The following is a 25,889-nucleotide window of genomic DNA, read 5'->3' on the forward strand; positions in this document are numbered from 1 at the left end:
CTATCATATTACGTACAATTAGTAATCTTTATATAGAATTTCATTTTCTACATTATTGTTTTCAATATCTTCAATTAATTCTTTCATATGTGGTTCAACCAAACTAATGTGAGATTCAATTTCTAGAAGATACGCTCCAAAGTAATTATCTATCAATGATAACCTTTTATCCATATCTGTCTCTAGTCTGACTTTTTTCGATTGATTAACAAGTTGTTCTGTTTGCACTCGAATCATTGGACCAATAATAGTTATATAATATTTATTTTTCTTTACTTTTTTAAATAGCTTATCAAATTTAACAAGTTTTTTTTCTAGATTATGTGTGTTATTTATCGATATTGCTTTACACTGATCGATAACTTTGTTTGCTTCTATGATTAGTGATTGCAACTCAATTTTTGCTTTATATAAGCTTAATATATTTTTTGAATGATAATTTTGGTGGGTCTTATCTTTGATATAATCCCATTCTGACTCCACAGTATTCTTTTCTAGATAATCTTGGTGAATTAATTTTTCTAAAGGAATAAATGATGCTCCCTTTATTCTTGCTCCACCTTTAGTAGTATTATATACTTTAATATTGTCAACTAAAGAGATATATTGTTCAAGTTGATCTTTCATCCTACTAAAACCTTCATCTGTGAACACTTCTTCTCCATATACATTTTGAGTCGGAATCATTTTGTTAGTAATGGTTTCTGGTGCGTAACTTATTCCATCCGCATACATTTTATTCTTCTCATAAGCTAAATTTTGACCAACAAGTATAATTTGAGAAAAACCTAATTTGGTCAGTAACTGAAAGGTCACTACAGCAATTGATGGTGCATCAAATACAATTTGTATGTCTTTATCTTTGTCTAGTAAAACAGGTGTTACAGTATCTTGATTAGTAATCATATGAAGCATATTCCCCGGATAATTTTCCAAAGTTTCATAACCTACTGTACTTCCAAAAATTAAAGGAACATCTTTTATATTCTTTTCTTTAATGCTTTTAAAAACAATTTGATTTTTTTCTGTTGGATCATAAGTACATGCAGCATCAGGTAATATATCATGCTCTATTAAAGAATTAATTGCTGAACCAACAGAAAATATATATGCTTGTTTATTTTCTTTAATATATTTTAAGTTTTCATACTCATAATTCAAACTAGGTCCTGCTGCAACAATAATAGCCGTTTGATCTTTGAAACAATCGGTATTAACATCCTTTAAAATGTTAGGTGTTCTTAGGACAGCTGGTATATTTTTAATAGCATTAACCGTCCATCTTTGTTGAAATGAAACATTAGTTACTAAACGTCCTTTTTGATTTTTCAATGATGTTACAACTAATTTATATAATTCATGTAGTTCGCCATTGTAGTATCTTTCATAAAATGGAAGCGAAAAAACTTGAATATTATGATTATATATTGTTTGTAGCTCATGAATTTTTTGCTCAAGATTTTTTCTAGTGATAAAACTTAATTTCTTTCTATCAAAGATCTCATCCAATTTTATTGTATTTAACATAGTGTTAAATACATCTAGATCTGGCTCATAAATTGTAAATGAAAAATCCGGGTGTTTCTGCATTAATGATTGCAAATGATAACCTAGACCAAAACCAAATACAATAATATGATCTCTACTTTCTTCACATTCAAAATAATCAACAAGACGATCAGCTTCAGCAGAAGGATCGTATTTACTATGGATATACTTATATTGAGAATCTATTTCAGTTTTTATCGTTGGCAAACCATTTTTTGATTTTTCTATTACACTGATATTTGTATCCCTTGGTGTACTTTTTAATTCATTAAGTAAATCTCGATGTTTAATTCTGAGAAAATTTTTATTTTCAATTAGCATTTCTACGTTCCCCTTCCAAATCAATCGATTTAGTAAAGGTCTCTTTTAAATTTTCTAAAGCCGGAACTAATTCATAGTTTAGAATATCTGCTATTAATATGTTGTCTTTCAACCTTATCCCTTCTTCTAATTGAACAAGTTCTGCTCTTATTGATGTTATAATGATTAGATAATCATTCCAATTTGTTGGTTGGTGTTCTGACTTTTCAATTGACTCTACTAATTGATCAATCCATTGTAAAGCAAACAAAATTTGTTCAAGGTTATCCCAAGCTTGTTCTATTCCACCCTGATAAAATAAATCTACAGTTGCTTTTATTTCAGGTAATGCCCGTGCTAAATAAGACTCTCCAGTAAGGTATGTTTCGTTCATTAATTCTTTCAAGGTGAGGAATACAATCTCCACATTTTCCAACGTGTTTATTTGTTCTACTATCTCATCTTCAAAATCCTCATAGATTTCTTGACCATCTAATATCATATGGCTGAATTTCTTATCCGATTGATCTAATTTCTCTTTAATACATGTATAAATATAATCGATTGCTGAACGCTCGTTTTTCAGTTCCATTGCTTGTTGGTCGATAATTAGTTTCATTATTTATTACCTCATTTTATATGTAATCTGCTCTCTCTATTATATCGACAATTTTATTGTATTTTCAATGCTAATATTTAACTAAACATAAATTAGTAAATTACAGAAAAAGTTAAAACAAGGCCACCTTTAGTAGATGACCTTGCTTTTTTTAAAAATTATTGTAATAACTGTAATACACCCTGTGGTGCTTGGTTAGCTTGTGCCAACATAGATTGAGAAGCTTGTGTAAGAATATTATTCTTAGTGAAAGCCATCATTTCTTTAGCCATGTCAACGTCACGAATACGAGATTCAGCAGCTGTTAGGTTCTCTTGAGAAGCACCTAAGTTGTTAATTGTATGCTCTAAACGGTTTTGAACCGCACCCAATTCAGAACGTTGTGTTGAAACTGCAGTGATAGCTTTATCAATAGCATCTAATCCAGCATCAACATGTCCTCCAGATGTAAAGGTAGAAACATCAATCGTGGATATATCACCAGAGCCTAAATCAGCAGCTTTCATAGATGCAATATTAACTGACAGTTGTTGGCCTGAATTAGCACCAATTTGGAAAGTTAGGTCTGCTGTTCCGCTAGAGAATGAACCATCTATTAATTTCTTTCCATTAAACTCAGTACGATTAGCAATTCCATCGATTTCTTCTACTAAAGCATTGAGTTCATCTTGAATCGAATCTAGATCTTCTTTTTCTTGAGTACCTAAGTTACCAGCTTGTACTGTTAATTCACGCATACGTTGAAGAATTGCGTGTGTTTCAGTTAACGCACCTTCAGCTGTTTGGATTAAAGAAATACCATCTTGAGAGTTCTTTTGAGCCATATCAAGTCCACGGATTTGACCACGCATTTTTTCAGAGATTGCAAGACCTGCTGCGTCATCCCCTGCTTTGTTAATACGAAGACCTGATGATAGTTTTTCTAATGAACCTTGAACTGCATTGTTGTTACCAGATAGTTGACGGTGTGTGTTTAACGCCGCAATATTGTGATTAATTCTCACTTGTAATTCCTCCTTGAGTTTTAATTATATTCCACATCCTTGTGGGTTACCGAATGAACTAAAGCGGCCGTCTCTAGTTTCAACCGGTGTTCAATTATAATATCGGTATCAAAAAAAGATTGTTTAGTATTTTTTAATCTTTTTTTAAAAATTTTAGTAAATCTGTCGATATATCTGCTGCTCGATTGTTCTCTTCTTGAATTTCAATATAAATTTCTTTACGATGAATTTCTATATGTTTCGGAGCGGAAATACCTAGTCTAATTTGATCACCATCTATGCCAACTACTTTTATTTCAATATCTTCTCCAATTTGAATGGCTTCATGTAATTTTCTAGTTAAGACTAACATGTTACCCCTCCCTCTCTTGTTTAGAAGGTTGTAGCGGAGCCTTAATTAAATGTTTTTTTTCATTCGTTATATACTGTTTTGCAAGATTATTTACATGATTAATAATAATTGGCGCTTGTAAATTTATCGTACTTTGTTCAAATGGTTCTTTTAAAGAAACAATAGATACTACTTTTACCTGTTCAGGCGATTTTATTTCCAATGCTTCTATTATATGATTATCTAAATCAAACGCATAATCATGATAAATCTGGTAAGGATTTATTACGATAAACCCCAAAGCACTTGTTGTTATCGATTGTAGCACTTGAAAAACAGAATTTCCCGGTAATTCGAGCAATACAAATTTCTTTTCATTCACAAAACCTGGAATGCCCTGCGGAAAGGTTAATATGTTATCATTCTCTATATCTATTTGACCATGATATTTTGTTTGTATATTCATTACCGTCAATTCTCCTTTTTAAATGAGCATTTCAAAATTCATTCCTTGAAATTTAAGATTTTCAAAATCAATTTCTAGGCTAGCTTCTTGACGAATTCCCGTATTAACAGATCCGCGCTGATACTGTATAACAGGCTTGTTAGGTGTATGATTAATAATCGGCTTATTAATTTGAACATTTATATTAACTTCTGATGGCTGATAATTTGTTTTTACAGAGAAAACGGAAGGAATCCAGCCAACATTAAATTGTTTTTGTTTATCATTTCCATTTTCAATCGCTTGACTTGGTATCGGATTTGAATTATTTTCAATCTTCATTAATTGTTCACCTTGGCGTGTTCTTCGAGCAATTCCTTGCATGACCTTTTGATAACCTTCTCTGGCTGCATCTTTATTCATTTCTTCTGGGCTTCTTATATTCATGTCATACCAAGCTTGAGATTGATCGATGGTTAGCTTAGAAGGCGACGTTTGTATATCAACTTCTGCCTTTGGCTGTCGAATTTCTTGTGTTGCCTTTGGCTGTTCAATTGTTCGCTTTGCAGTATTTGTTTGAATTGAAATTAACGCAGGCTGTGACTGTATTCTAATTTGTGGTATATCCATAAATATCACCCTTTCGCTCCTACTAGAATTAATAAAAAGGCTTGTCACAAACTAGTGACAAGTCTTTTCATTATCTTAAAAAGTCTAATAGCGTTGGCTGAATTACACGAGACCCAGCACTAAGTGCAGCTCTATGAATACTTTCTTGCGTAGTCAAATTAAGAATTACTTTTTCAATATCTGCGTCTTCGTTATCCGACATCATACTTTTTGCTGAAATTTCTTGACCACTCAGCCGATCTTCAATTAATTCCACACGGTTCATTCGGGCACCAATATTTGCTCTTTCATTTACCACATTTTCTGAGTGTTTATCAATCATTCCAATATAATCATCTAAATCTTCATCAGGAACTCCTGAGCGTAAAGCATCAGAAAATGCTTCAATATCTTTAAATAGATCTGCACTGAACACATTATTTGGATTACTATTCACCTGCAATTTAGTACCAGTTGAAACTTCAATAGTTACTTCCGTTGATTCCGGCAGTAAATCAGCAACCGAATTCACAGTGCCATCAGGGTTTACAGTTACAGGAGGATTCATGTTACCTGTCCCATCATCCGTACCTGTTGTCTTTGTCCCATTAAAAATATATTTATTATTTACTTTCGTATTTGCGATTTCAACCAAATGAGCTTTTAATTGATCTATTTCTTCGGCAATATTCTCTCTTTGCCCTTCTTCATAGGTTCCATTACTTGCTTGAACAGATAGTTCTCTCATTCTTTGTAAAATTTCATTTGCTTCATTTAGAGAGTCATCTGAATTATCTAACCAATTATTCACTTCACCCATATTACGTTGAAATTGTTTAATATCGGAAACTTGAGAGCGATAATTGATTCCCTTCATTGCTACTACTGGATCTTGTGATGGTCTGCTAATCTTTTTCCCTGTTGACAATTGATCCATATACTTATCAAGGCTACTGTAGCTATTGCTTAAATTACGCAACATATTATTAGTTAGCATACTTTGGGTTACGCGCATTTACTTTACCTCCCTACTAATCCCATATTATTAATTATTCGATCAAGCATTTCATCAACTGCCGTCATTCCTCGAGCTGCTGCATTATAAGCATGTTGAAATCGAATCAAATTAGTCATTTCTTCATCTAATGAGACAGCACTTACGGATGCTCTGTTTTCTTGAACTTGTTGCTGAAGAACTGCAGCATTTGAAAGCATTCGATTTGCTTCTTGTGTTTTGACACCCATATCACCAATGAGTGATTGGTAAAAACCCCTTGTGGATTTATTTTCACCTAAACCAATATCCTTTTGGTTTAATACATCTGACAAGTTAGTGGCATTTGAACCATCACCAGCATCACCATTTATACTCGCAGCAATCAAATCTGGATCGTCTATAATGCCTTGATTAACTGTTATAGAACCTGCAGGAGAGTCCGGATCATATTCAAAGAAAGCTAACCCGCTATCCCCGTTTAAATCAATCCCATTTTGATGTGCTGTATTAAATGCGTCAGCAAATGCTTTTGCCATGTCATCTATATCGCTTATCATTTCATTATAATAACCTGTAACATCTCCATTGCCATCACCGTCAACATCTTCGCCTATATACCCATTCATCTCCATCAAGCCTTTTAATTCACCTTGTGAATCGAAGTCAGCTGCAGCAATATCAATGGTTGACGCCGCTGCATCATCTGGATTAAAAAAGCTAAATGTTTCAACATTGTCATCTCCATCGTATATTATCTCTAAGTGGTTTACGGTACCTGTTTTACCATCAACGAGTGTCACATCTTGTCCAACACCATTTAAAGTAATGGTCGCTACACCCTCAGCAATTGGACTTGGTTGACCACTACTTTTATCATACGTAACAGAGATATTAGCAATCGATGAAAGTTGATCAATTAAACGATCGCGTTCATCATATAGATCGTTGGGCACATGACCATGTGGCTCAATCCCTTTAATTTCATCATTGACATCATTAATTTGGGTAAGAATTGAATTAATGTCTTTTGTTGTTACATCAAGTTGATTCTTTAAATCCCCACGCACTTTTTGCAAAGAACTATTGAGATAATTAAATGTATCTGCTAATGCTAATCCTCTTTGTGTTACTACAGAACGGGTTCCGGAGTCCTCTGGATGGTCCGCTAAATCTTGTAAAGAACCATAAAATTGGTCCATTACTGCATTTAAACCTTCTTCCGACGGCTCATTCATAAGATCTTCCATTTGTTTTAAAGCCGCTGCTCGTTGATTATAATAACCAACCTTTCCATGCTCATTTCTAAATTGCACATCTAAAAAACTATCACGGACACGTTGGATTGATCCAGCTTGTACACCGCTACCTATGTTTGACTTTACGCCTTCTGTATAGCGCGAACCAGTAAGTGTTGACACTTGTTCAAAGTTAACACGCTGTCTCGTATATCCTTCTGTATTCGCATTAGAAATGTTATGTGATGTTGTATAGAGAGCAGTTTGCTGCGAATTTAATGCACGCATCGCTACTTCTAATCCATGAAATGTAGATACCATTAATAATTTCCTCCTCAGGCCTTTGAATCAAACACAGAGCGTTTATTCGTCTGTTGCTTTTCACCATAATTGAATGTATCAATCGTTGGTGCGATCATATCCATTGATAACTGAACAAATTGTAGTGATTGTTGTGTAAGTTGTTGGTTTAATTGCTCTTGCTGCTTTAATTTAACTAGGGTTTCCGTTAGCGTTGTTGTTATTTGTTCTAATGTTTGTCCTGCTTCCGTATCCTGCAAATGATCCAGCATTGCTGTTACAGTGACCGCGTCTTCTGCCAACCCGTTTGCTTGCGCCCATTTTGTTGTCTGTTCGACTCGGTTTTGCTCGGTTTCATTTATTGCTTTCATATGCTTTTTTTCTTTTTTCATAAGCTCTTGTAGTTGGTTTATATCATTGCTCTTTAATACTTCTGTTTTCTGAGCGGATAGCGCGTATAAACTTTGGTGTAACTGTAATAATTGTTCTAATGAACGTTGAATTGCTTGGAGCGTCATTACCAATGCTCCCCTCTCATTGTAGAAAATATTGATATGCTTAGTTAGTGTTTTACCTTATATTCGCTTCGGAAATACATAAAGAATAATGGGTCAATTTAAAACTGAACCCATTATCCTTTGCTCCAAAAGCTAAGCATTTTTCTTGCTGTTTCTTTTGAATCTACCTGATACGTTCCATTTTCAACCGCTTGTTTAATCTCACTCACACGTACTTCACGTTGAGATTGAACTTTGTCACCTTGTTGCATTTTCTTGGCTTGATCTGAAATCTGAAGTTTATCTGACTGTGGTTGTTTACTCACTGTTTCTGCTTGTTTGTTAAACTGCTTCTGATAAGGGTTGAAATTGGAATGATTTGTTCCATGAATTTTCACAATCATTCACCCGCCTTTGTCTAATCTATCTATGAAAAATATATTTTTAGTTTCTTCTATATTTATATCGTCATGCTTTTAAAAAAGTTAAATTTTATTTATCTGATCGGTCAATCGCATAATATGTTCGTGCTTTAGCCCGTTCTGCCTCTTCATTACGAGCTTGTACTTGATCTATTTTTTCTTGATATGCTAAGTCGTTTGCAATTTCTTGTGAGCAATCGGAACATAGTTTACCATCTTGAATCATTGCGCCACATTTCTCGCATGGATAGGCTAAATTCGGAAATTGGGATGCGCGTAGTCGTCTTTCTTTAACAAACTTCAAGATTAGCTCTTCCTCTACTCCAGTACCTTCAACAATTTGTTGCACGGTAGCTTGTCGATTCACCCGCTTACGCATAAAATTATAGACAATTTGAAACTTTTTCTCTTCTTGTTTTAAACAGTCTGGACATACATCGCTCGTTGTCCGCACAAATAATTTATCACAGTTTTTACAATTATCTAATTCTCCCATGAATGCAACCACCTTTGCTCTTCAATACGCTTACATTATATCATATATATCGGTATAATTTGTTTTATATAAATAGTAAGATCGTAGGAATTTTTTTATCTTGCTAACGTATAGGACGAGACCTCTGGACATCCTGATTGTATTAGTATCTCGGCCGCTTGCTGGAGTGTTGTACCTGTTGTGTAAATATCATCAATTAAAAGTACTGGTTTATTTGTAGATTTGAAAAGCTGAAAAGGATTAGATGCTTCCAATCGCTCTTTTCGTGATCGCTTAGATTGTTTTTCTCCGTGTACACGTTTTAGTAACTCGCATGTAGGCAGTGGTAATAATTGCGCAATTGCCTCAGCTTGATTAAAAGCACGTTCCTGTAATCGTTGCGGACTTAAAGGTATTGGTACAGCAATCGTGTCGGCATTCAAATCAGAGAAGTACGTTTTAAATCCTTCTTGAACAGGCGCACGAAATGCTTCAATTAAGCAATAGTCTCCGCGGTACTTCCACTTTGTAATCATTGGTTGCAATTGTTCGTTATATTGAAAAACCGATCTGTTTTTTGTTAGAAATTGTTGGCTAGTCTCTCGTCGCCTATTACAATCTTGACATCGATTCGATTCTTTTTTTGCCCCATCTTTGTACTGTCTTCCACAATCGATACAATCGGCACGTTCAATCCACCTCAATTCCCCCTGGCATGAATGACATAATGGCGCTAATTTTTCAGGGTACAAAAAGGTCGACCAAGTAACGTTTGGATAAATTTTTTTATTGCACCAAACACATTCCATCACAGTTTCCTCGCTTTCTGATTCATTTGTGAAATCATTCGTTTTGCATCAATCATTGCATTTGTTTTTCCATCATGGATAAAAATCACATCGCCTGTTGGATCATCCGCACTTCTGCCTGCCCTCCCTGCTATTTGTACTAAAGCAGCTTGATCAAACACATCATGGCCCGCATCGAGGACGACAACATCAACAGATGGGAACGTAACCCCTCTTTCTAAAATTGTTGTTGAAAATAAAATAAAAAGTTGCTTGTTACGAAATTGTTGAATTTTTTCTTCACGTTCAGAATCATCAGCATGAACCGCTGCTATATTTTGACCTGGTAATTGTTTTTGCAATGTTTGAGATAGTTGATTCGAATGGTCAACAGTTGGAACGAAAATTAATAACTGTCTATTTGCTTGCGTTCTATTGTGATACCAATTCCAAAAGGTTTTTGGTAGTCCATAGTTCTCAAGGGTGTTTTTTAAGTTAAGGGAAATGATGAATTGTGGCTCTGGTAGAGGTTGTCCATGATAACGAATAGGTACAAAAACAGTCGGGAGTTTACCGTTGTCTGACCTAAGCTTTAACTCTTTTCTTGGTGTTGCAGTGAGATAAATGAATGCTGCCTGTTTCGTTGCAGCGCGTTTCGTCACGTATGGCAGTAATGGATCAGCATGGTACGGGAAGGCATCTATTTCATCAATAATCATGACGTCAAAAGCATCAGCAAAACGGATCAGCTGATGTGTAGTAGCAAGTGTTAGCTGTGACGGTGCGTCTCTTTTTTCAGCGCCACCATACAATGCGGTAATTGTGATATGAGGGAATGCTTGTTGAAACCGCGGGAATAACTCTCTAACAACATCTGCTCTTGGAGTTGCGAGGCAGATTCGCTTGCCAGCTATGATTGCTTTCGTTATAGCCGGAAAAAGCATTTCTGTTTTACCAGCTCCACAAACTGCCCAACAAAGTAGCTCTTCTTTTGCTTGATCGATGGTTTGACAAATTCGGTCTGCCGCAAGTTGTTGTGCGCCAGTTAACTTACCTTCCCACGCACAGATTTCGTTTGGAATGGAGTATGTTGGTTTAGGGCCAGTCCAATAATACAATTCTTCACATTGTAATACCCGCCCCATTTCAATACAGTTCCTACAATAGATATGTGTTGAATTACATCTCGCACAAGGTATTTCACCGAATAGGGAAGTTTGAGTGTTCCCGCAACGTCTACAATGATTTGGATTTGTTGTAATGGAAGGAATCGTTTGAATGAATTGTTCTTGCTGAAGCGTTTCGAGTTGATGAGATTTAAGTGGGAGTTCTTCTCGGAGAAACAGCTTTCCTGATAAAGTGTGGCTCAGCGAAGGGATGTCAAAGCGGTCTTGCGCAAGATCTGACAGAGATTTATCTGATGAAGGTAAATAAGAAAAATCATCCTTCTTTTTACGAAATGAAAATAACAATGCACAACACACTCCTTATAAAATGGGACAAAAGGGTCTGACCCCAATGTCCCATTATTTGATATACCAAACGAGGCCGATTGCGCCTTCGCCTAGGTGGGTGCCTATGACTGCACCGAAGTAGCTTGTTGTAATTTCAACATTTTTATATGTGGATTCAAGTTCTTGTTTGATCGCCTCTGCTTCTTGTGGACGATTCGCGTGTATGACTGAAGCGCGTATTGCTTTTCCTGTTTTGGCATCTTCATCAAATAAGGAAACAATCCGCTTTACCGCTTTCTTTTGTGTGCGAATCTTTTCAAATGGTACAATTATTTTGTCAACAAAATGTAGCACTGGCTTCACTTGAAGTACACTTCCCAATAAAGCTTGCGCGCCATTAAGACGTCCGCCGCGATGTAGGTGAGTGAGGTCATCAACAACAAAATAACCACGCATCGTTTGCTTGATCTCTTGTAATCGTTGCATAATTGTAGTTGCATCTGATCCTGCTTGTGCCATTTCTGCCGCTTCTAACACATAAAAACCTTGGGCCATACAACTAATTTCTGAATCAAATGGATATACCGTAATTCCTTCTACCATATTACTAGCGGCAACTAAAGCTTGATATGTACCACTAATTCCACTTGAGAGGTGAATAGAAATGACTGCATCATAATCTTTTGCTAGCTTTTCTAATCGGTCTGTAATATATCCAATGGAGGGCTGAGAGGTTTTGGGTAGATCTTTTGCTTTTCTCACTAAAGGGTAAAACGCTTCTGCTGTTAAGTCAATTTCTTCTTCATAAGAAACATCATCAATTAACACGTTAAGTGGAAGCATCTCAATATTAAACTGGGCTCGAATATCGGCAGGTATGTAAGCCGTACTATCTGTCATTACAACTACGCTCATAATTGTTATCGTACCTTTCTTCACCATCTATTAAAAACAATATTAAAATCTATGATTACATATTCTTTTCTATTCTAACCAAAAATGAAACAAAATCATAGTACTAAATAGAAGAAAGCATAAATTAAACATACGTCGTCTATATTTAGAAAATAAATACAGTTTGATTATCGCTTAGATAAAGCAATAATCAAACTGTAAGCTTAAAATTAATTGGTTTTAAATACCACTTCCACCCAACCGTTTCGAATGGCAGTTACAACTGCTTGTGTACGGTCATTTACATTCATTTTCTGTAAAATATTACTCACATGGTTTTTAACTGTTTTTTCACTAATAAATAACGCTTCAGAAACACCGCGGTTACTTTTTCCATCTGCTAGCAACTGTAGCACTTCACATTCTCTACGTGTTAATAGATGTAATGGTTTACGGTATTCGATTTGCTCAATTTTTCCAGATTGTGAATCGCTTAAACGCCTAAACTCTTTGACTAGGTTGTGTGTAACCTTTGGATGTAAGTATGATCCACCTTCACTTACAATTTTGATTGCTTCAATTAATGTATCTGAATCCATTTCTTTTAATAAGTATCCTTGAGCACCTGATTTCAATGCATGTGTGACATAATTCTCATCGTCATGAATAGATAAAATGATAACTTTTAATTCTGGGTATTTATCAATTAATCCTTTCGTTGCTTCCACGCCGTTAATATGTGGCATATTAATGTCCATTAAAACAACATCAGGATTATAAGCTTCAACTAAAGAGATTACTTCATCTCCGTCGTTGCCCTCCGCAACAACTTGGAAATCATCTTCAAATTCCAAGATTCGCCTGACTCCTTCACGGAATAGAATGTGGTCATCGATCAGTACGATTTTTTTGGCCATTTTTGTTCCTCCCATATCATCCTCTATTTTTTCTTTTTCATTTTTCTTTATTAAACTATAAAATGCTTTTTTATGGAATTAACATATCTAAGTTAATCAAGTGTTTTCGCAAGTGACATAGTACATTTGTTAATTATACATGATTATTGTCGATTTGTTGTACAACTTTTTATTCATTTAACGGAATTTGAACCAGTATTTTTGTACCTTCTCCTTCCTTAGAATGAATCGAAAGTTCTCCATCTAGCATTTCCACTCTTTCTTTCATCCCGACTAATCCAAAAGAGTTCTGCTTCTTCTCATTAATATCGAAGCCTTTGCCGTCGTCTTGAATTACCGCTATCACATTTGTTGTATGAATCTTCAGCTTCACCTCAATGTTTTGTGCCGCTGCGTGCTTCACAGCATTTTGTACTGCTTCTTGTACTAAACGAAAGAGAGCAACTTCATATTTTGACGGAAGACGATCTGTCCTACCTTTACAAGTAAAATCGATTGACATTCGATTATAGTCAGCCATATTATCAACATATTTTCTTATTGTCGGTATTAATCCAAGGTCATCTAATGCCATCGGTCTTAGATCATAAATAATTCTTCTCACTTCATAAAGGGAAGAGCGAACTAAGCTACGCATGCTTTTCATTTCTTTTAATGCCTCTGTTCTACCATACTCTTTAAATGTTTTATCAACAATTTCTGAACGAAGTAAAATATTCGCTAGCATTTGTGCCGGCCCGTCGTGTATTTCTCTAGATAACCTGCGACGTTCTTGCTCTTGCGCTTCAATAATTCGCAACCCAAATGCTTGTTTTTCATTGGCATCTTGGATAATCTCTCCAACTTGCCTGAAATCTTCATTCAAATAATTTAATACAACTGACACTTTACTTACGAGACCATTTGCTTTTTCAATCGTTTGATCTAGTTTTTTCAAACGCCGCTCAACATCATCTCTTTGCTGGCGTAATGTTTTTTCTTTCTCGCGCATCATTTTCAGTTCACTCTGCAGCTGGTGCGCTTGTTCATACGTCTCTTTTATTTCGACTTCATTAAATCTATCAAAGTAATTACTTACCTCTGCCAAGCGTTGTCTGGAAAGCTTAACTTTAACCTCTAATTGTTCCGATTCATCTATATTCTGATTGACGCTTTGTTTCAATAAACTTAATTGTTCAGTGAGTGTTTGGTACTCTTCGCGTGATTCCTCGCTAATCGAATATATGTCATCTTTACTATTCTCTACAGCTTCTACCATTTCATTAATAATTCGATCTAAATCATTCTCTGTTCTCATTTTATCCCACCTAAATATATCTATTCGATCAACCTGTTTTTTTGTGTCGGTGTGTTAGTAAAAATGTAGATCGTTTGTATTAGAATTAAAACAAAATTAATATTTTTTCTTTTCCTTTTTTATCATAGCATATTTATCTATGGATTGCCGTTTTTAACTGCTATCTATATAATAAGGATAAAGGTGGTTATTTTATGTTAGAACAGTATTATACTGTAAATACAAATGGTTCGGATGAACAAGTTATACAGAAATCAAGATTTATTGGCTATGTGCGTCGAGTGGAAACAGAAGATCAAGCACAAGCTTTTATTCAAGAAATAAAGAAAAAACATCATGACGCCACACATAATTGCTCTGCTTATATGATCGGGGAACACAATCAGATTCAAAAAGCAAATGATGATGGAGAGCCTAGTGGTACAGCTGGTGTTCCAATTTTAGAGGTTTTAAAGAAAAAAGACCTAAAAGATACCGCGGTAGTAATTACACGTTATTTCGGCGGCATCAAGCTAGGTGCAGGTGGATTAATTCGTGCGTATTCTAGCACTACATCTTTAGCACTAAATACAACTGGAATTGTTAAACGTAAACGTATGCAAAAATTAAAAATCACTGTCACCTATCCATTGCTTGGAAAAGTCGAGAATGAACTTAGAAATGCAGATTATTCCATCGAAACAATTGATTATTTAGAACAAGTAACTTTTCATGTCTTAGTAAGTTTAGCAAACGTATCTAAATTTCAAGACTGGATCATTGATATCACAAATAATCAAGTCGTTATTCATTTAGACGGAGAAACATATATTGAATTACCAGAACAAAAGAAAGAGGAACATTCATGATAAACAAAAATTCCAAAATTCCGATCTATTATCAGTTAGAAAACTTAATCCGCACACAAATTGAACAAAGAGAATTACTTCCAGGTGATGCGCTCCCTTCAGAAAGGATGTACGCGGAGACGTATGATATTAGTCGGATGACAGTTAGACAAGCCATTAATAATTTAGCTATCGAAGGATTAATTACGCGTCAAAAAGGTAAAGGAACTTTTGTCGCTGAGAAAAAGTTTCAACAAGCCTTGCAGGGTCTAACAGGTTTTAGTGAGGATATGTTTGCCAGAGGATTACAGCCTTCAAACCGAATCATCCATTTGGAAGAGATTGAAGCAACCCCAATGATAGCAGCAAAACTAATGATTAGTGTAGGGGAACCTGTGCTAGTAAGTGAACGTTTGCGCCTCGCTGATCAAGCACCTATCTCATTAGAGACTATTTATACCCCAACAAAAATTGTAGACAAAGAAACATTTTCAAATATTAAAATCTCTTTCTATCAATATATTGAACAACAATTAGGTTATGAAATTGCACATGCAGCACAAGAAATTGAATCAAGTTTGGCTACTCCCTACGAACAGAAACACCTCAAATTAAAAAAGGGAGATCCCGTATTATACATGAGAAGGACAACCTTTTTATCAAATGGTAAACCGTTTGAATATGTAACCTCTGCCTATCGTGCAGATAAATATATTTTCACTTTACAAATGCCACGAAACTCAGATTAATTTTTTGAAACTAGTAGAATAACAAAGGGGGGATAGTCATGAGGCGAATTGCAATTCTTGTTATGCTTGCCGGAGTAATCTTTTTAACTATCGGTAGTTATCAAATATACCAAACGAAAACAGCTGAAAAAGAGAGCTTAAAAGAAGTAAACGAATTACTAAGTAATAGAGAAGAACATGCGGTAAAGAATCCGCTCGAGTTTAAACCAAGTCCTAATGAAAAAGTTGGGAAATTACAGATTCCAAGTATTGATGCTGAACTAGCTATCGTTGAAGGAACAGATCCGGATGATTTAGCTGAGGGTGTCGGTCACTATAGTGGATCTGCATATCCTGAACAAAATGATCAAATCGTTCTTTCAGGCCATCGTGATACAGTTTTTCGATCTTTAGGAGAAGTTAAACTGGGAGATACGTTTACCATCCAACTTCCTCATGGTGACTACACGTATGAAATGGTTGATTCAAAGATAGTAGACGCAGACGATACTTCTATTATTAAATCAACTGCACCAGATGAAGAACTTGTTATTTCTACCTGTTACCCATTTTCTTATGTTGGTAACGCTCCTGACCGATACATTATTTATGCAAAACCAATTCAAACTGACTAGTAGGAGGACGAATGTGTGAGACGTTTTTTATTACTAGGTGGATTATTCTTCTTTCTTATCGGGCTCGTTGCTTGTTCGACTGAAGAAGAAACAGCAGAAGATCGACTTCAAACCTATATCAAACATTGGGAAAAAGAAAATTTTACAGAAATGTACGGAATGATTAGTAATAAAGAAGAGTTCAAACCGGAAGAATTTGTTGACCGCTATAAGAAAATTTACGAAGACATCCAAGTAAAAGACTTATCTATAGCATATCAATTGCCTGAATCGTCAGAGGAAGAGGAACCAAGCACTTTCCCACTCAAAGTTAGTATGAACACGGTCGCTGGTGAAGTGAATTTTGAAACAGACATAAGTTTATCTGAAAAGACAGTTGAAGAAGAAACAAAATGGTATGTCAATTGGGACCCAGGATTTATTTTTCCAGAATTAAAGAACGGTGCAGATGTTGGAATTGAGACTACCCAACCAGCGCGTGGAGAAATCTATGATCGAAACAATAATGGTCTTGCAATCAATGCAACCATCTATTCCATTGGCGTACAGCCCGGCTTATTTGAGAATAAAGAAAAGGAAATTAAACAAATTGCAGATTTACTAGAAATTAATGAAGAAACGATTAATCAGGCTTTAGCAGCAAGTTGGGTTAGTGAAAATACATTTGTTCCACTAAAAGATATGCCAACAACGATAGACGAATCATTTAAAGAGTCGTTATTTGCAATTCCTGCAGTAGTCAAAAAAGACAAAATCGGACGAACTTATCCTTATAAAGAGTCTGCTGCTCATCTAGTAGGTTATATCGGTCAAATTACCGCTGAAGAATTAGAAGAACAAGAAAACGGCACTTATACACAGAATGATCAAATAGGCAAACGCGGTTTAGAGCAATTATTTGAACCGAGATTAAAAGGACAAACTGGAGTTACTATTGTTGCAAAGTCAGAGAATGAACAATCTACAGTCATTGCTGAAAAATCGGTACAAGACGGAGAAGATATTACGATTACCATTGATGCAAATTTACAAGATTTGATTTACAACAGTTATGGAGATGACGCTGGCACCGCAGCAGCTATTCACCCTAAAACTGGAGAGACATTGGCATTAGTGTCTAGCCCTGCCTTCGATCCAAACGAATTAACTTATGGGATGAGTCAATCCAAATGGGAACAAACTCAAAATGATCCACAATCACCTTTAACAAACCGATTTGCATCAACCTATTCACCAGGATCGGCAATCAAACCGATTACAGGAGCCATTGGATTGAAGAACGGAACTATAACACCAGGAGAAGGAATTGAAATTAACGGGAAAACATGGTCAAAGGATAATTGGGGAAATTACGCCGTTCGACGTGTATCCACTTCTTCAGGTCCTGTTGATTTAACTGATGCATTAATTCGCTCAGATAATATTTATTTTGCTAAAAAGGCAGTTGAAATGGGAAGTGACGCTTTTATTAGTGGGCTTAAACGTTTTGGTTTTAGTGATAAATTACCATTCGACTATCCGATTCAAACTAGCACGGTTTCTTCCGATGGTACCATCGATAAGGAGATTTTGTTAGCTGATTCTGGATATGGTCAAGGTCAATTACAAATCAGTTCGCTTCATTTAGCCACTACTTTCACAACATTTTTAAACGGCGGGAATATGATTCAGCCAACACTGGAGCTTGATCAAGAAGATTCTGTCGTTTGGCAAAAAGAATTACTCTCAAGTGATCAAACGCAAGTCATAAAGGATGCATTGCGCCAAGTAGTAGTAGCTTCTAACGGTACAGCACCTGAAGCAAACATCACAGGCGTCAAATTATCTGGAAAAACAGGCACAGCTGAATTAAAAACATCTCAAGAAGATACAAAAGGACAAGAAAACGGTTGGTTTGTTGCTTATCCTGAAGATGAATCGTTAATTATTTCGATGATGATTGAACATGTGGAAGACAAAGGCGGTAGCCACTATACCGTTGAAAAACTAACAAGAATCTTTGATCATTTATATTAAATCACTCGTGTCAGGGATAAATTCCTGGCACGTTTTTTCTGTTCTACTTCAAATAATGTTGGCAAAGTTTTTTCTTTACCAACGTCCAAATTAAAAAGCTAACAAAATCAATTGATCTTGTTAGCTTACATGCTATTAAGTTGTGTGGAATACTTCATAAACTCGCTTATATCTTTTTTATCTAGTGCTTGATCAATTAGCCGCTTCATATTTTTCTTTTCCAATGACACAATTACCTCGTTTATTTCATTGTAAGAGAATGGATTCACTACTTCATTAACATACGGATCAACAATCTCTTTTAAACGCTTACGAAACGACGGTATTTCAAGTAAATGATCTAAAGTAATGCTTTTAAAGTTTTTTTCATTTTGAAAGATAAAAAATTCATTTTGATTAATGACTTGTAATGTTTTTCGATTTATTTCTATTTTTCGTGCTTCTAACGGTACAAACTGGTATACTTTTCCTTCAAATTCTAATGAGAAATATTGATATGCTAATACTATCCGTATTCGATCTGATTCTTCCTTTACGTAATAAGGTTGAAACATATGGACTGAAAACATATACCGACTCCCCTTTATTAATAAACATGACAGGTAATCCGCCTTCAACGTATAATAACAGGCTATACCTGTTAAAATGCTTATCGATTACTATTATAATATTAGTGGTTCATTAAGATTGGAACCTGAAATGGTAACGTTATCTTATTATTTTTTACAAAAATATCATTTTCACAAGCAAGCAAGACAACGATTTACTTTTATCTATCCATCACGCTTGCACGTATTATATCATCCTTTTTTATTTTTGCAAACGTTTACATTTTGAACTTTTATTATTATTTTCACTTTTAAAAAACAAAATATTGTTTCACAGTATTGTCATTCTCGTTTCAAGTTAGCTATACTAAGGAAAGGAAATATTTATTATTGAAGGTGACTAGATTGAAGAAAGCTCACAAAAAATTAATCGGTAGTAGAGTTGTAAAAACAGGTGTCGCTGTTTTCTTAACCTCACTCATTTGTCAGTGGCTCAATTGGCCAGCGGTTTTTGCGGTAATTACTGCTATTGTGACTATTGAACCGACAGTCAATGACTCAATTAAAAAAGGAATGATTCGATTCCCTGCCTCAGCAATTGGTTCTGCGTATGCTGTTTTTTTTATTTCTTTATTCGGGAATTCTCCGCTCACTTATACGGCAGCAGCTATTTTTACTATTATCACGTGCTTTAAGTTGAAATTACACGCCGGACTTCTTGTAGCTACCCTAACTTCCGTTGCAATGATTGAAGTCATTCACGACCATTACCTTATTGCATTCTTTATTCGTTTAGGAACAACCTCTATCGGCTTACTTGTTTCAACAGCGGTAAACATGTTTGTTCTACCACCGAATTATACGTCACGTATTCTAACAAATATCGATGTGATGATGTCTAATACTGGTGAAGAACTAAAAGCGATTGCAAAAGACATTCTATTCCAAACAAAAGATTGTGCCCAAAGAGTGCGCGTTCAAGAAACATTTGCTCAATTAAAAAAGAAATTAGATATTACCGATCAGCTGCTAAACTATCAACAGTCTGAAGCGAGATACCATCGATTATCACTTGAACGCAAACAAGAGTTAGTAGATGAAGAAGAAAAACTAGCTGTGTTACGTTTAATTCATTATCATATCGGTAACTTAATTAATACACCTTTTGATCAAATTACATGGACAAATGAACAATGTAACCAAATTGTAAACACAGTACAAGCATTAGCAGACACAATGGAAAATCCCGATTCGTTCCGTATCCGACAGCATCGGCAATACATAAAAAATCTGATGAAACAATTTTGGCAATGTAAACAAGAAGAACAGTTAATTAATAAGGAAGACCCTGCTGTTTTCTTTAACCCAGAAATTATTATTTTATATGAATTATTATCGATTTATCATCTTGTCGAACAACTTTTGGGTGCAGATGCTGAACTTACAGAACAAGGCTAGTCTCCCAGTGTGGATGACTAGCCTTGTTTGTTAAATATTCATTTCTATTTCTGCTTTTTCTTTTAATTCCTTTATTCGTTGATTCAGTTTATTCTGTAGTTGCTGATTAGCAAGCTGTGCTTTAATATTTTCTTTTACTTCCTCCAGTTTCGGAAGATCATCACTTTGTTTTTTTAACTCTTTATAATAAGATTCCACTTCTTGATCCGATACTTCTATTTTACCAAAAGACTCTTTCACGTATTGTTTCTGTTCTAATTGCAATGCTACCTGATCACGAAAAGTCTCTTCCGTGTAATTTAGTTTTTTGAGCTCTTTCTCGAATTGCTTCTCAGAATCAAACTGTGATTTTGCATCGTTAATATAATCATCAATTTCTTGTTTTGAAACAACAATACCTTGATTTTCGACATCCTGTGATAAAACTTCTTGACTAACAAGTGCGTTCAAGGCTTTTTCTTTAATAAGCTCTTGATCCTTTACGTCTTGCCCTTGTTCATATAATAATGTTTTCGTTTGAGAATAAACGGTATTATATCTATCTCCTGTTACTTCCTTACCGTTGATAACCGCTACTACCATGCCTTCTTCTATTTTTTCATCATCTGATACCGTAACCTCTTCTGCTTGTGTATCACTAGAATTATTCGCTGTACCTTCCTGTTCATCATCGTTATCACCACAAGCAACAAGCACAGTAAATAGAAGAATAATAAGAATCATGCTTACTAATTTTTTGAACATTCGTTTGTACACCCCAATTGTTTGATTATTCCCATATTGAAACATTATTTTAATGATAATGCAACTATTCATATTATCCTAAGAATAGCGCACCGAACACTAGCGCAGCTAATATAACAAAAGCTGGATGAATGCGCAGGCGCTCCATCAAAATAAAGCTAATTAATCCAATACTAGACATTGTTAGAAACCCACTATCGGCGGAAGCTGTTTGGAAAAATTGAAAAGCCATTACCCCTAATAAAGTGGCAATCGTTGGCCGAATAAACATTGTCAACCGCTTTACTTTTGGTGAATCTTTATATTTCATTAATAAACGCAGTAACAAGATCATTAATAGTAAAGATGGCACCACTGTAGCAAAAACAGCAATCAAGCTACCTATTACACCCGCTTGCTGAAAACCGATAAATCCTGCCATTTTTGTTGCGATTGGTCCAGGTAACGCGTTTGCCATTGCTAACATCTCACTAAATTCATTTATGGTCATCCACTCAAATCGATCTACCACTTCTTGTTCAACAAGCGGGATAGAAGCTGGCCCTCCACCATAACCGAGCACACCTGGGATGAAAAATGCAATAAATAATTGCCAGTAGGTAATCATGATGATCCCCCCTGTTTCTTACTGTCAGGTTTGAAGATTGCAACAATAAATAAGCCTACGATCATAATAGCAGGATGAATACCTAAAAACGCTGTAACAACAAGAGATACAATCGCAAGCACAATCATCCAAAACCAACCTAAATCAGCTTTAGCTTTTTTCAAGAAATCATATGTAAGTACCGCTAACATTACGCCAACAACCGGAACTACCGCCTCTGTCATACCATTGACCCATCGAGCATCACTAGCGGAAGTTAAAAAAGTCAATAAAATAACCATTAGAAATATGGTAGGTACAATAGTTGCAAGAACAGCCGTTAACATTCCCAATACACCAGCAACGCGATAACCAATATATCCTGCCATTTTCGTTGCAATTGGGCCTGGTAACGCATTTGCTAATGCAAGAATATTACCGAATTCTTCATTATCCATCCATTTGTATTTACTAACTACTTCTTTTTGTACGAGTGGAATAGAGGAAGGACCACCACCATACCCAAGTATACCAACACGAAAAAAAGCTAAACATAAGTGCCATTGATTCATTTTTTGTCTTTCCTTTCTTAATTTAAGCAAATCTAACGATCTATTTTTAATCAGCTTTCCTAAAATACCTAGCTATAATAAAACAGTGTAACAATTTAAGAGAAGAAAAGTAAGCTATTCAGCTGGTTTGATTCTTTTTTTGATAAAAAAAATAAATAAAGCTTCCCATTTGTGTGGAAGCCTTATTTATTCATCTATATCATGTTGTTAACTTAGTTTGGGTAATACACGGGTTTCTTTCGCCATTTCTGAGTGACAAAGTGGGCAAGTTGGTTCTGTTTCAAAAGAATAATCCTCTCGCATCCACCCTGAACAAGAATCACTTACACAAGACCAAACCATTGTATCAACTTCTTCAACTGGTTCTTTCTTTTTATTATTGTAAGCCATAAAGACATCCCCTTTCTTGGGTATTACATTTCATTATAACGCTTTTCATCACAAAAGACAAAGGGGCTTATCTACTGCCAAAATAACACGTTGACACATGTAAATATTGATTTCTAAATTGGTTATTTCAGTTTATTTTTCTACCCAATCAGGCACATCGATCTTACACAATATCTCCAACTCTTTTTCTCTATCTAGTAAATAAGAACTTAACTCTTTTAATTCAGCGTCAACAATTGCTGGATGCGTCATAATTTCAACAGAATCAACATCTAAAGCTTTTAATTGATCAAAAATTTCTTCTGATACACCATCTTGATAAAAATCAACCCAAAGTTGTTCTGCATATAGTAGATGCTTTTCATCTTTTAATGTTTCTGCGTATCTAACTGGTACTTGATAATCAGCAGCTAATTTAACAACTAAGTCCTTTAATGCTGGTAAACCATGCACGTGGTGATGACTGTCAATATGGTTTAATGTAAGTCCAGTCGCAAGAAACGCATCTAACTGCGCACGCCACTCCTTCTCAATTTGTTCTAGTTCATTATCGTCTAGGCTAGTTGTTGTATTTTTGAATTTGAATTTACCATCTGCATCAATAAGCGCAGGGACTTGATCTGAAACTGGTTTTCCGTATGTAAGCACTAGATGAATTCCAACTTTTAATGAAGGTGTTTTTTTCGCTTGTTCAATTGCATAATTTACTGCTTTTCCATTCATCATTAATGTTGCTGAGTTAACTACGCCATCAACATGAGCTTTAATAATCCCATTTGTTACACCTGTTGTTAATCCATAATCGTCTGCATTAAAAATTACTTTCATCGTATTTCCCTCCATTTTTTAGTTGTTTGAAGAATAATGACGCTCAATCTTAAAGTTTGTTTTATCACCCCTGAAATAAGATTTGGAGAATTCTATCACTCTTCCATTTTTATCCTCGGCAACTGTTTCTATATAAAAACAGGGAAGACCAATTTCACATTCTAAGTAATTACTCGTATCTTTATCTGTTAAAACAATTTCAAGTAATTCCGTTGTCTTTGCTATTTCAACTTGATAGTGTTCTTGTAAAGACCGATATAACGATCTCTCCACATCTTTTTTTGATATAGCAGGAGCTACTTCCCACGGAATATAAGCAATTTCATATTGAATAATTTCATTGTTCGCTTTCCTAATTCTTTTTATTTTTTGGATAGGATCATTTTCTTCTAAATTGAACACACGCTTCCTATTCCCTGTTGCAGGAACAACATCCATACTTTTTAACGTGATTTCTCCCTTTTTCCCTTGTGATTTCAATTGTTCATCATAACCATATGTTGTAGCGGATAAGGTTTGGTGCACTTTTGGTTCAGCTACAAAACTACCTTTTCCTCTTTGTCTAACTAAATAACCTTCCATCGTAAGTTGGTTTAGTGCACTCCTAACCGTTGTTCTGCTCACTTGGAATTCGTCACATAATTCATTCTCAGTTGGGAACTTATCTCCTACTTTGTAAACGCTTGATTTTATTCGTTCTACAAGCTCTTCTTTTATATAAGCGTGTAGAGATTGTTTTTTCTTCATCTTATACACCTTCTTAATTTAAACTGTATTTTTTATTATCGTATTGTATTAATTATAACAAATTTCAGCCAAATGTTATAACAATATTTGAAAATTTTTTTAATTCTATAAATGTAATGACAATAACGTCACAATTTAGTCAACAACATTATATATCTAACAAACTACTCTAGCATGGTATATGCTTATTTAGTTCTATTAATTTCATCCTTCCCTATTAATTATCCTAGTTTTTTTAATTACTTTGTGTTTACAACTTTTTAAATGTATGATACTTTTTAAATAAAGTATTAGACAATTAAATAATTTGAAGGAGTGATTAGATGAAATTAGTAATTGTTGGCGGTGGATCCAGTTATACACCTGAGATAATCGAAGGGATTATAACACGTCATCATTCGCTTCCAATCAACAACATTGTTTTAGTAGATATAGAAGCAGGTAAAGAAAAGCTTGAAATTGTAGGTAGTCTAGCACAACGAATGATTAAAAAAGCTAATGTTCCAATCGAATTATCTTGGACACTTAACCGAAGAGAAGCGTTAGAAGGTGCAGACTTTGTTTCTACTCAAATTCGAGTAGGCGGACTTGATGCAAGAGCAAAAGATGAAAGAATTCCTTTAAGCCACGGCTTTATCGGACAAGAAACAAACGGTGCAGGTGGTATATTCAAAGCATTCCGTACCATTCCAGTTCTAATGGAGCTTGCTCAAGAAGTTCACGAAATTTGTCCAAAAGCTTGGTTAATTAACTTCACTAACCCAGCTGGTATCGTAACAGAAGCATTATTAAATCATTCACCACACAAGAAAGTAATTGGTGTGTGTAACATTCCATTCAACATGCGTCATTCGATTGCTGAAATTATGGATGTTAAGCCAGAAGATGTTCAAATCGAATTCATCGGTTTAAACCACTTCGTATTCGGACGCAAAGTTTGGATCAATGGTGTCGACCGTATTGATGAAATTTTAGAAAAGTTAAGTTCAAAAGAAGTAGATTACTCACCAGCTAACATTGTTAACTTAGGTTGGTCAGAAACATTTATCAAGTCGTTCCGATTATTGCCAAACCCATATCATCAATATTATTTCCAGACAAAGCAAACGCTTGAGAAAGATATTGAAGCATTTAATAAAAATGGAACGCGTGCTGAAGTCGTTCAAGCACTTGAAGGCACTTTGTTTGAAACGTATAAGAACCCAGATCTAGCAGATAAACCTGTTGAATTAGAAAAAAGAGGTGGCGCATACTACAGTGACGTTGCTTGTAGCTTAATGGATTCTCTATATAACAATAGACAAAACGTTATGACGGTTAATACGTTGAATAACGGAGCGATTTCTGATTTACCTGATAATGTGGCGATTGAAGTGAATTGCTTAATCAATAAAGATGGTCCATTACCTATTTCAATTGGTAAATTACCTAGCTCAATTAAAGGTTATGTGTCCAACATGAAAGCGTTTGAACAGCAAGTTATCAAAGCAAGTCTATCAGGCGACTATCATGATGCTTACCTTAGCTTCATGATGAACCCATTAATTCAAGATGAGCAAGCTGCTGAAAGTATGTTAAATGATTTACTTGAAGCGCATAAAGAACACTTGCCACAGTTTTTCAAAAATTAATTAATTAAATAGTCTTCGCTTTCTTATCCACCTAAATCTTTTAACAA

29 protein-coding genes are annotated in these 25,889 nt (G+C 35.1%); 6 read left to right on the forward strand and 23 right to left on the reverse strand.

Going from position 1 to position 25,889, the window contains the following annotated elements:
* Nucleotides 1-18: 18 nt before the first annotated feature.
* From HP569_RS02940 to HP569_RS03015, 16 genes are all read right to left on the reverse strand, one after another.
* Nucleotides 19-1,869 (reverse strand): motility associated factor glycosyltransferase family protein, encoded by a 1,851-nt coding sequence (locus tag HP569_RS02940; protein WP_182199660.1) that lies wholly within the window; start codon nt 1,867-1,869, stop codon nt 19-21.
* Nucleotides 1,859-2,467, reverse strand: a complete 609-nt coding sequence (locus HP569_RS02945) for a hypothetical protein (protein ID WP_182199661.1) — start codon at nt 2,465-2,467, stop codon at nt 1,859-1,861. Before HP569_RS02945 ends, HP569_RS02940 begins: the two co-directional genes overlap by 11 nt.
* 158 nt (nt 2,468-2,625) lie before the next feature.
* Entirely contained in the window at nt 2,626-3,471 is an 846-nt protein-coding gene (gene hag / locus HP569_RS02950) for a flagellin Hag (RefSeq protein WP_182199662.1), read from the reverse strand.
* Between the two features lie 133 nt (nt 3,472-3,604).
* Nucleotides 3,605-3,823 carry a carbon storage regulator CsrA gene (csrA, locus tag HP569_RS02955; protein WP_182199663.1) on the reverse strand — a complete coding sequence of 73 codons (219 nt, stop codon included), beginning with the start codon at nt 3,821-3,823 and terminating at the stop codon, nt 3,605-3,607.
* Between the two features lies 1 nt (nt 3,824).
* A complete protein-coding gene (fliW, locus tag HP569_RS02960) occupies nt 3,825-4,268 on the reverse strand; it encodes a flagellar assembly protein FliW (protein ID WP_182199664.1) in 444 nt (147 codons plus the stop codon).
* An 18-nt stretch (nt 4,269-4,286) separates the two neighbouring features.
* Nucleotides 4,287-4,877, reverse strand: coding sequence for a DUF6470 family protein (locus HP569_RS02965; protein WP_182199665.1), 591 nt, complete (start codon nt 4,875-4,877; stop codon nt 4,287-4,289).
* Between the two features lie 70 nt (nt 4,878-4,947).
* Nucleotides 4,948-5,871 (reverse strand): flagellar hook-associated protein FlgL, encoded by a 924-nt coding sequence (flgL, locus tag HP569_RS02970; RefSeq protein ID WP_182199666.1) that lies wholly within the window; start codon nt 5,869-5,871, stop codon nt 4,948-4,950.
* 5 nt (nt 5,872-5,876) lie between these two features.
* Nucleotides 5,877-7,409 (reverse strand): flagellar hook-associated protein FlgK, encoded by a 1,533-nt coding sequence (gene flgK / locus HP569_RS02975; RefSeq protein WP_182199667.1) that lies wholly within the window; start codon nt 7,407-7,409, stop codon nt 5,877-5,879.
* 14 nt (nt 7,410-7,423) lie between these two features.
* Nucleotides 7,424-7,906, reverse strand: coding sequence for a flagellar protein FlgN (locus tag HP569_RS02980; protein ID WP_182199668.1), 483 nt, complete (start codon nt 7,904-7,906; stop codon nt 7,424-7,426).
* Nucleotides 7,907-8,019: 113 nt separating this feature from the next.
* Nucleotides 8,020-8,289, reverse strand: coding sequence for a flagellar biosynthesis anti-sigma factor FlgM (gene flgM / locus HP569_RS02985; RefSeq protein ID WP_246366901.1), 270 nt, complete (start codon nt 8,287-8,289; stop codon nt 8,020-8,022).
* A gap of 88 nt (nt 8,290-8,377) precedes the next feature.
* Nucleotides 8,378-8,803: a TIGR03826 family flagellar region protein gene (locus HP569_RS02990; protein ID WP_182199669.1), complete on the reverse strand. Its 426-nt coding sequence runs from the start codon at nt 8,801-8,803 to the stop codon at nt 8,378-8,380.
* A gap of 95 nt (nt 8,804-8,898) precedes the next feature.
* Complete coding sequence (locus HP569_RS02995; RefSeq protein WP_182199670.1) at nt 8,899-9,486, reverse strand: ComF family protein; 588 nt, start codon at nt 9,484-9,486, stop codon at nt 8,899-8,901.
* Between the two features lie 104 nt (nt 9,487-9,590).
* On the reverse strand, nt 9,591-11,042 hold the full coding sequence (locus HP569_RS03000) for an ATP-dependent helicase ComFA (RefSeq protein WP_246366902.1): 1,452 nt from the start codon (nt 11,040-11,042) through the stop codon (nt 9,591-9,593).
* A gap of 54 nt (nt 11,043-11,096) precedes the next feature.
* On the reverse strand, nt 11,097-11,939 hold the full coding sequence (locus tag HP569_RS03005) for a DegV family protein (protein WP_182199868.1): 843 nt from the start codon (nt 11,937-11,939) through the stop codon (nt 11,097-11,099).
* Between the two features lie 209 nt (nt 11,940-12,148).
* Nucleotides 12,149-12,835, reverse strand: coding sequence for a response regulator (locus HP569_RS03010; protein ID WP_182199671.1), 687 nt, complete (start codon nt 12,833-12,835; stop codon nt 12,149-12,151).
* Between the two features lie 169 nt (nt 12,836-13,004).
* Nucleotides 13,005-14,132, reverse strand: coding sequence for a sensor histidine kinase (locus HP569_RS03015; protein ID WP_182199672.1), 1,128 nt, complete (start codon nt 14,130-14,132; stop codon nt 13,005-13,007).
* Between the two features lie 194 nt (nt 14,133-14,326).
* On the opposite strand from HP569_RS03015, the gene HP569_RS03020 reads away from it, so the two are divergent.
* Genes HP569_RS03020 through HP569_RS03035 form a run of 4 tightly spaced genes read left to right on the forward strand, consistent with a single transcriptional unit; the run spans nt 14,327 to nt 18,338 of the window.
* Nucleotides 14,327-14,980 carry a YigZ family protein gene (locus HP569_RS03020; RefSeq protein ID WP_182199673.1) on the forward strand — a complete coding sequence of 218 codons (654 nt, stop codon included), beginning with the start codon at nt 14,327-14,329 and terminating at the stop codon, nt 14,978-14,980.
* The gene (locus HP569_RS03025) at nt 14,977-15,708 is read left to right on the forward strand and encodes a GntR family transcriptional regulator (protein ID WP_182199674.1); all 732 of its coding nucleotides are present in this window, start codon (nt 14,977-14,979) and stop codon (nt 15,706-15,708) included. Before HP569_RS03020 ends, HP569_RS03025 begins: the two co-directional genes overlap by 4 nt.
* A gap of 38 nt (nt 15,709-15,746) precedes the next feature.
* Nucleotides 15,747-16,322 (forward strand): class D sortase, encoded by a 576-nt coding sequence (locus tag HP569_RS03030; protein ID WP_182199675.1) that lies wholly within the window; start codon nt 15,747-15,749, stop codon nt 16,320-16,322.
* Nucleotides 16,323-16,337: 15 nt separating this feature from the next.
* A complete protein-coding gene (locus HP569_RS03035) occupies nt 16,338-18,338 on the forward strand; it encodes a penicillin-binding transpeptidase domain-containing protein (protein ID WP_182199676.1) in 2,001 nt (666 codons plus the stop codon).
* A 125-nt stretch (nt 18,339-18,463) separates the two neighbouring features.
* Here HP569_RS03035 and HP569_RS03040 read toward each other — a convergent pair whose 3' ends face one another.
* Nucleotides 18,464-18,907: an IDEAL domain-containing protein gene (locus HP569_RS03040; protein WP_182199677.1), complete on the reverse strand. Its 444-nt coding sequence runs from the start codon at nt 18,905-18,907 to the stop codon at nt 18,464-18,466.
* A 384-nt stretch (nt 18,908-19,291) separates the two neighbouring features.
* Here HP569_RS03040 and HP569_RS03045 point away from each other — a divergent pair, with 384 nt between their 5' ends.
* Nucleotides 19,292-20,344, forward strand: coding sequence for an aromatic acid exporter family protein (locus HP569_RS03045; RefSeq protein ID WP_182199678.1), 1,053 nt, complete (start codon nt 19,292-19,294; stop codon nt 20,342-20,344).
* 30 nt (nt 20,345-20,374) lie between these two features.
* On the opposite strand, the gene HP569_RS03050 is transcribed toward HP569_RS03045, so the two are convergent.
* From HP569_RS03050 to HP569_RS03075, 6 genes are all read right to left on the reverse strand, one after another.
* On the reverse strand, nt 20,375-21,088 hold the full coding sequence (locus tag HP569_RS03050) for a SurA N-terminal domain-containing protein (protein WP_182199679.1): 714 nt from the start codon (nt 21,086-21,088) through the stop codon (nt 20,375-20,377).
* Between the two features lie 73 nt (nt 21,089-21,161).
* Nucleotides 21,162-21,692: a chromate transporter gene (locus HP569_RS03055; RefSeq protein ID WP_182199869.1), complete on the reverse strand. Its 531-nt coding sequence runs from the start codon at nt 21,690-21,692 to the stop codon at nt 21,162-21,164.
* Nucleotides 21,692-22,246, reverse strand: a complete 555-nt coding sequence (locus tag HP569_RS03060; RefSeq protein ID WP_182199680.1) for a chromate transporter — start codon at nt 22,244-22,246, stop codon at nt 21,692-21,694. The genes HP569_RS03055 and HP569_RS03060 overlap by 1 nt, the downstream gene beginning before the upstream one ends.
* Before the next feature lie 207 nt (nt 22,247-22,453).
* Nucleotides 22,454-22,636, reverse strand: coding sequence for a cold-shock protein (locus HP569_RS03065; protein WP_182199681.1), 183 nt, complete (start codon nt 22,634-22,636; stop codon nt 22,454-22,456).
* Between the two features lie 132 nt (nt 22,637-22,768).
* On the reverse strand, nt 22,769-23,464 hold the full coding sequence (gene chbG / locus HP569_RS03070; RefSeq protein ID WP_182199682.1) for a chitin disaccharide deacetylase: 696 nt from the start codon (nt 23,462-23,464) through the stop codon (nt 22,769-22,771).
* A gap of 18 nt (nt 23,465-23,482) precedes the next feature.
* On the reverse strand, nt 23,483-24,211 hold the full coding sequence (locus tag HP569_RS03075; protein WP_182199683.1) for a GntR family transcriptional regulator: 729 nt from the start codon (nt 24,209-24,211) through the stop codon (nt 23,483-23,485).
* A gap of 323 nt (nt 24,212-24,534) precedes the next feature.
* Here HP569_RS03075 and HP569_RS03080 point away from each other — a divergent pair, with 323 nt between their 5' ends.
* Nucleotides 24,535-25,842: a 6-phospho-beta-glucosidase gene (locus tag HP569_RS03080; protein WP_182199684.1), complete on the forward strand. Its 1,308-nt coding sequence runs from the start codon at nt 24,535-24,537 to the stop codon at nt 25,840-25,842.
* Nucleotides 25,843-25,889 lie beyond the last annotated feature (47 nt).

Origin of the sequence: Paraliobacillus salinarum (genome assembly GCF_014083865.1) — a bacterium.
GTDB classification, from domain to species: Bacteria; Bacillota; Bacilli; order Bacillales; family Amphibacillaceae; genus Paraliobacillus; species Paraliobacillus salinarum.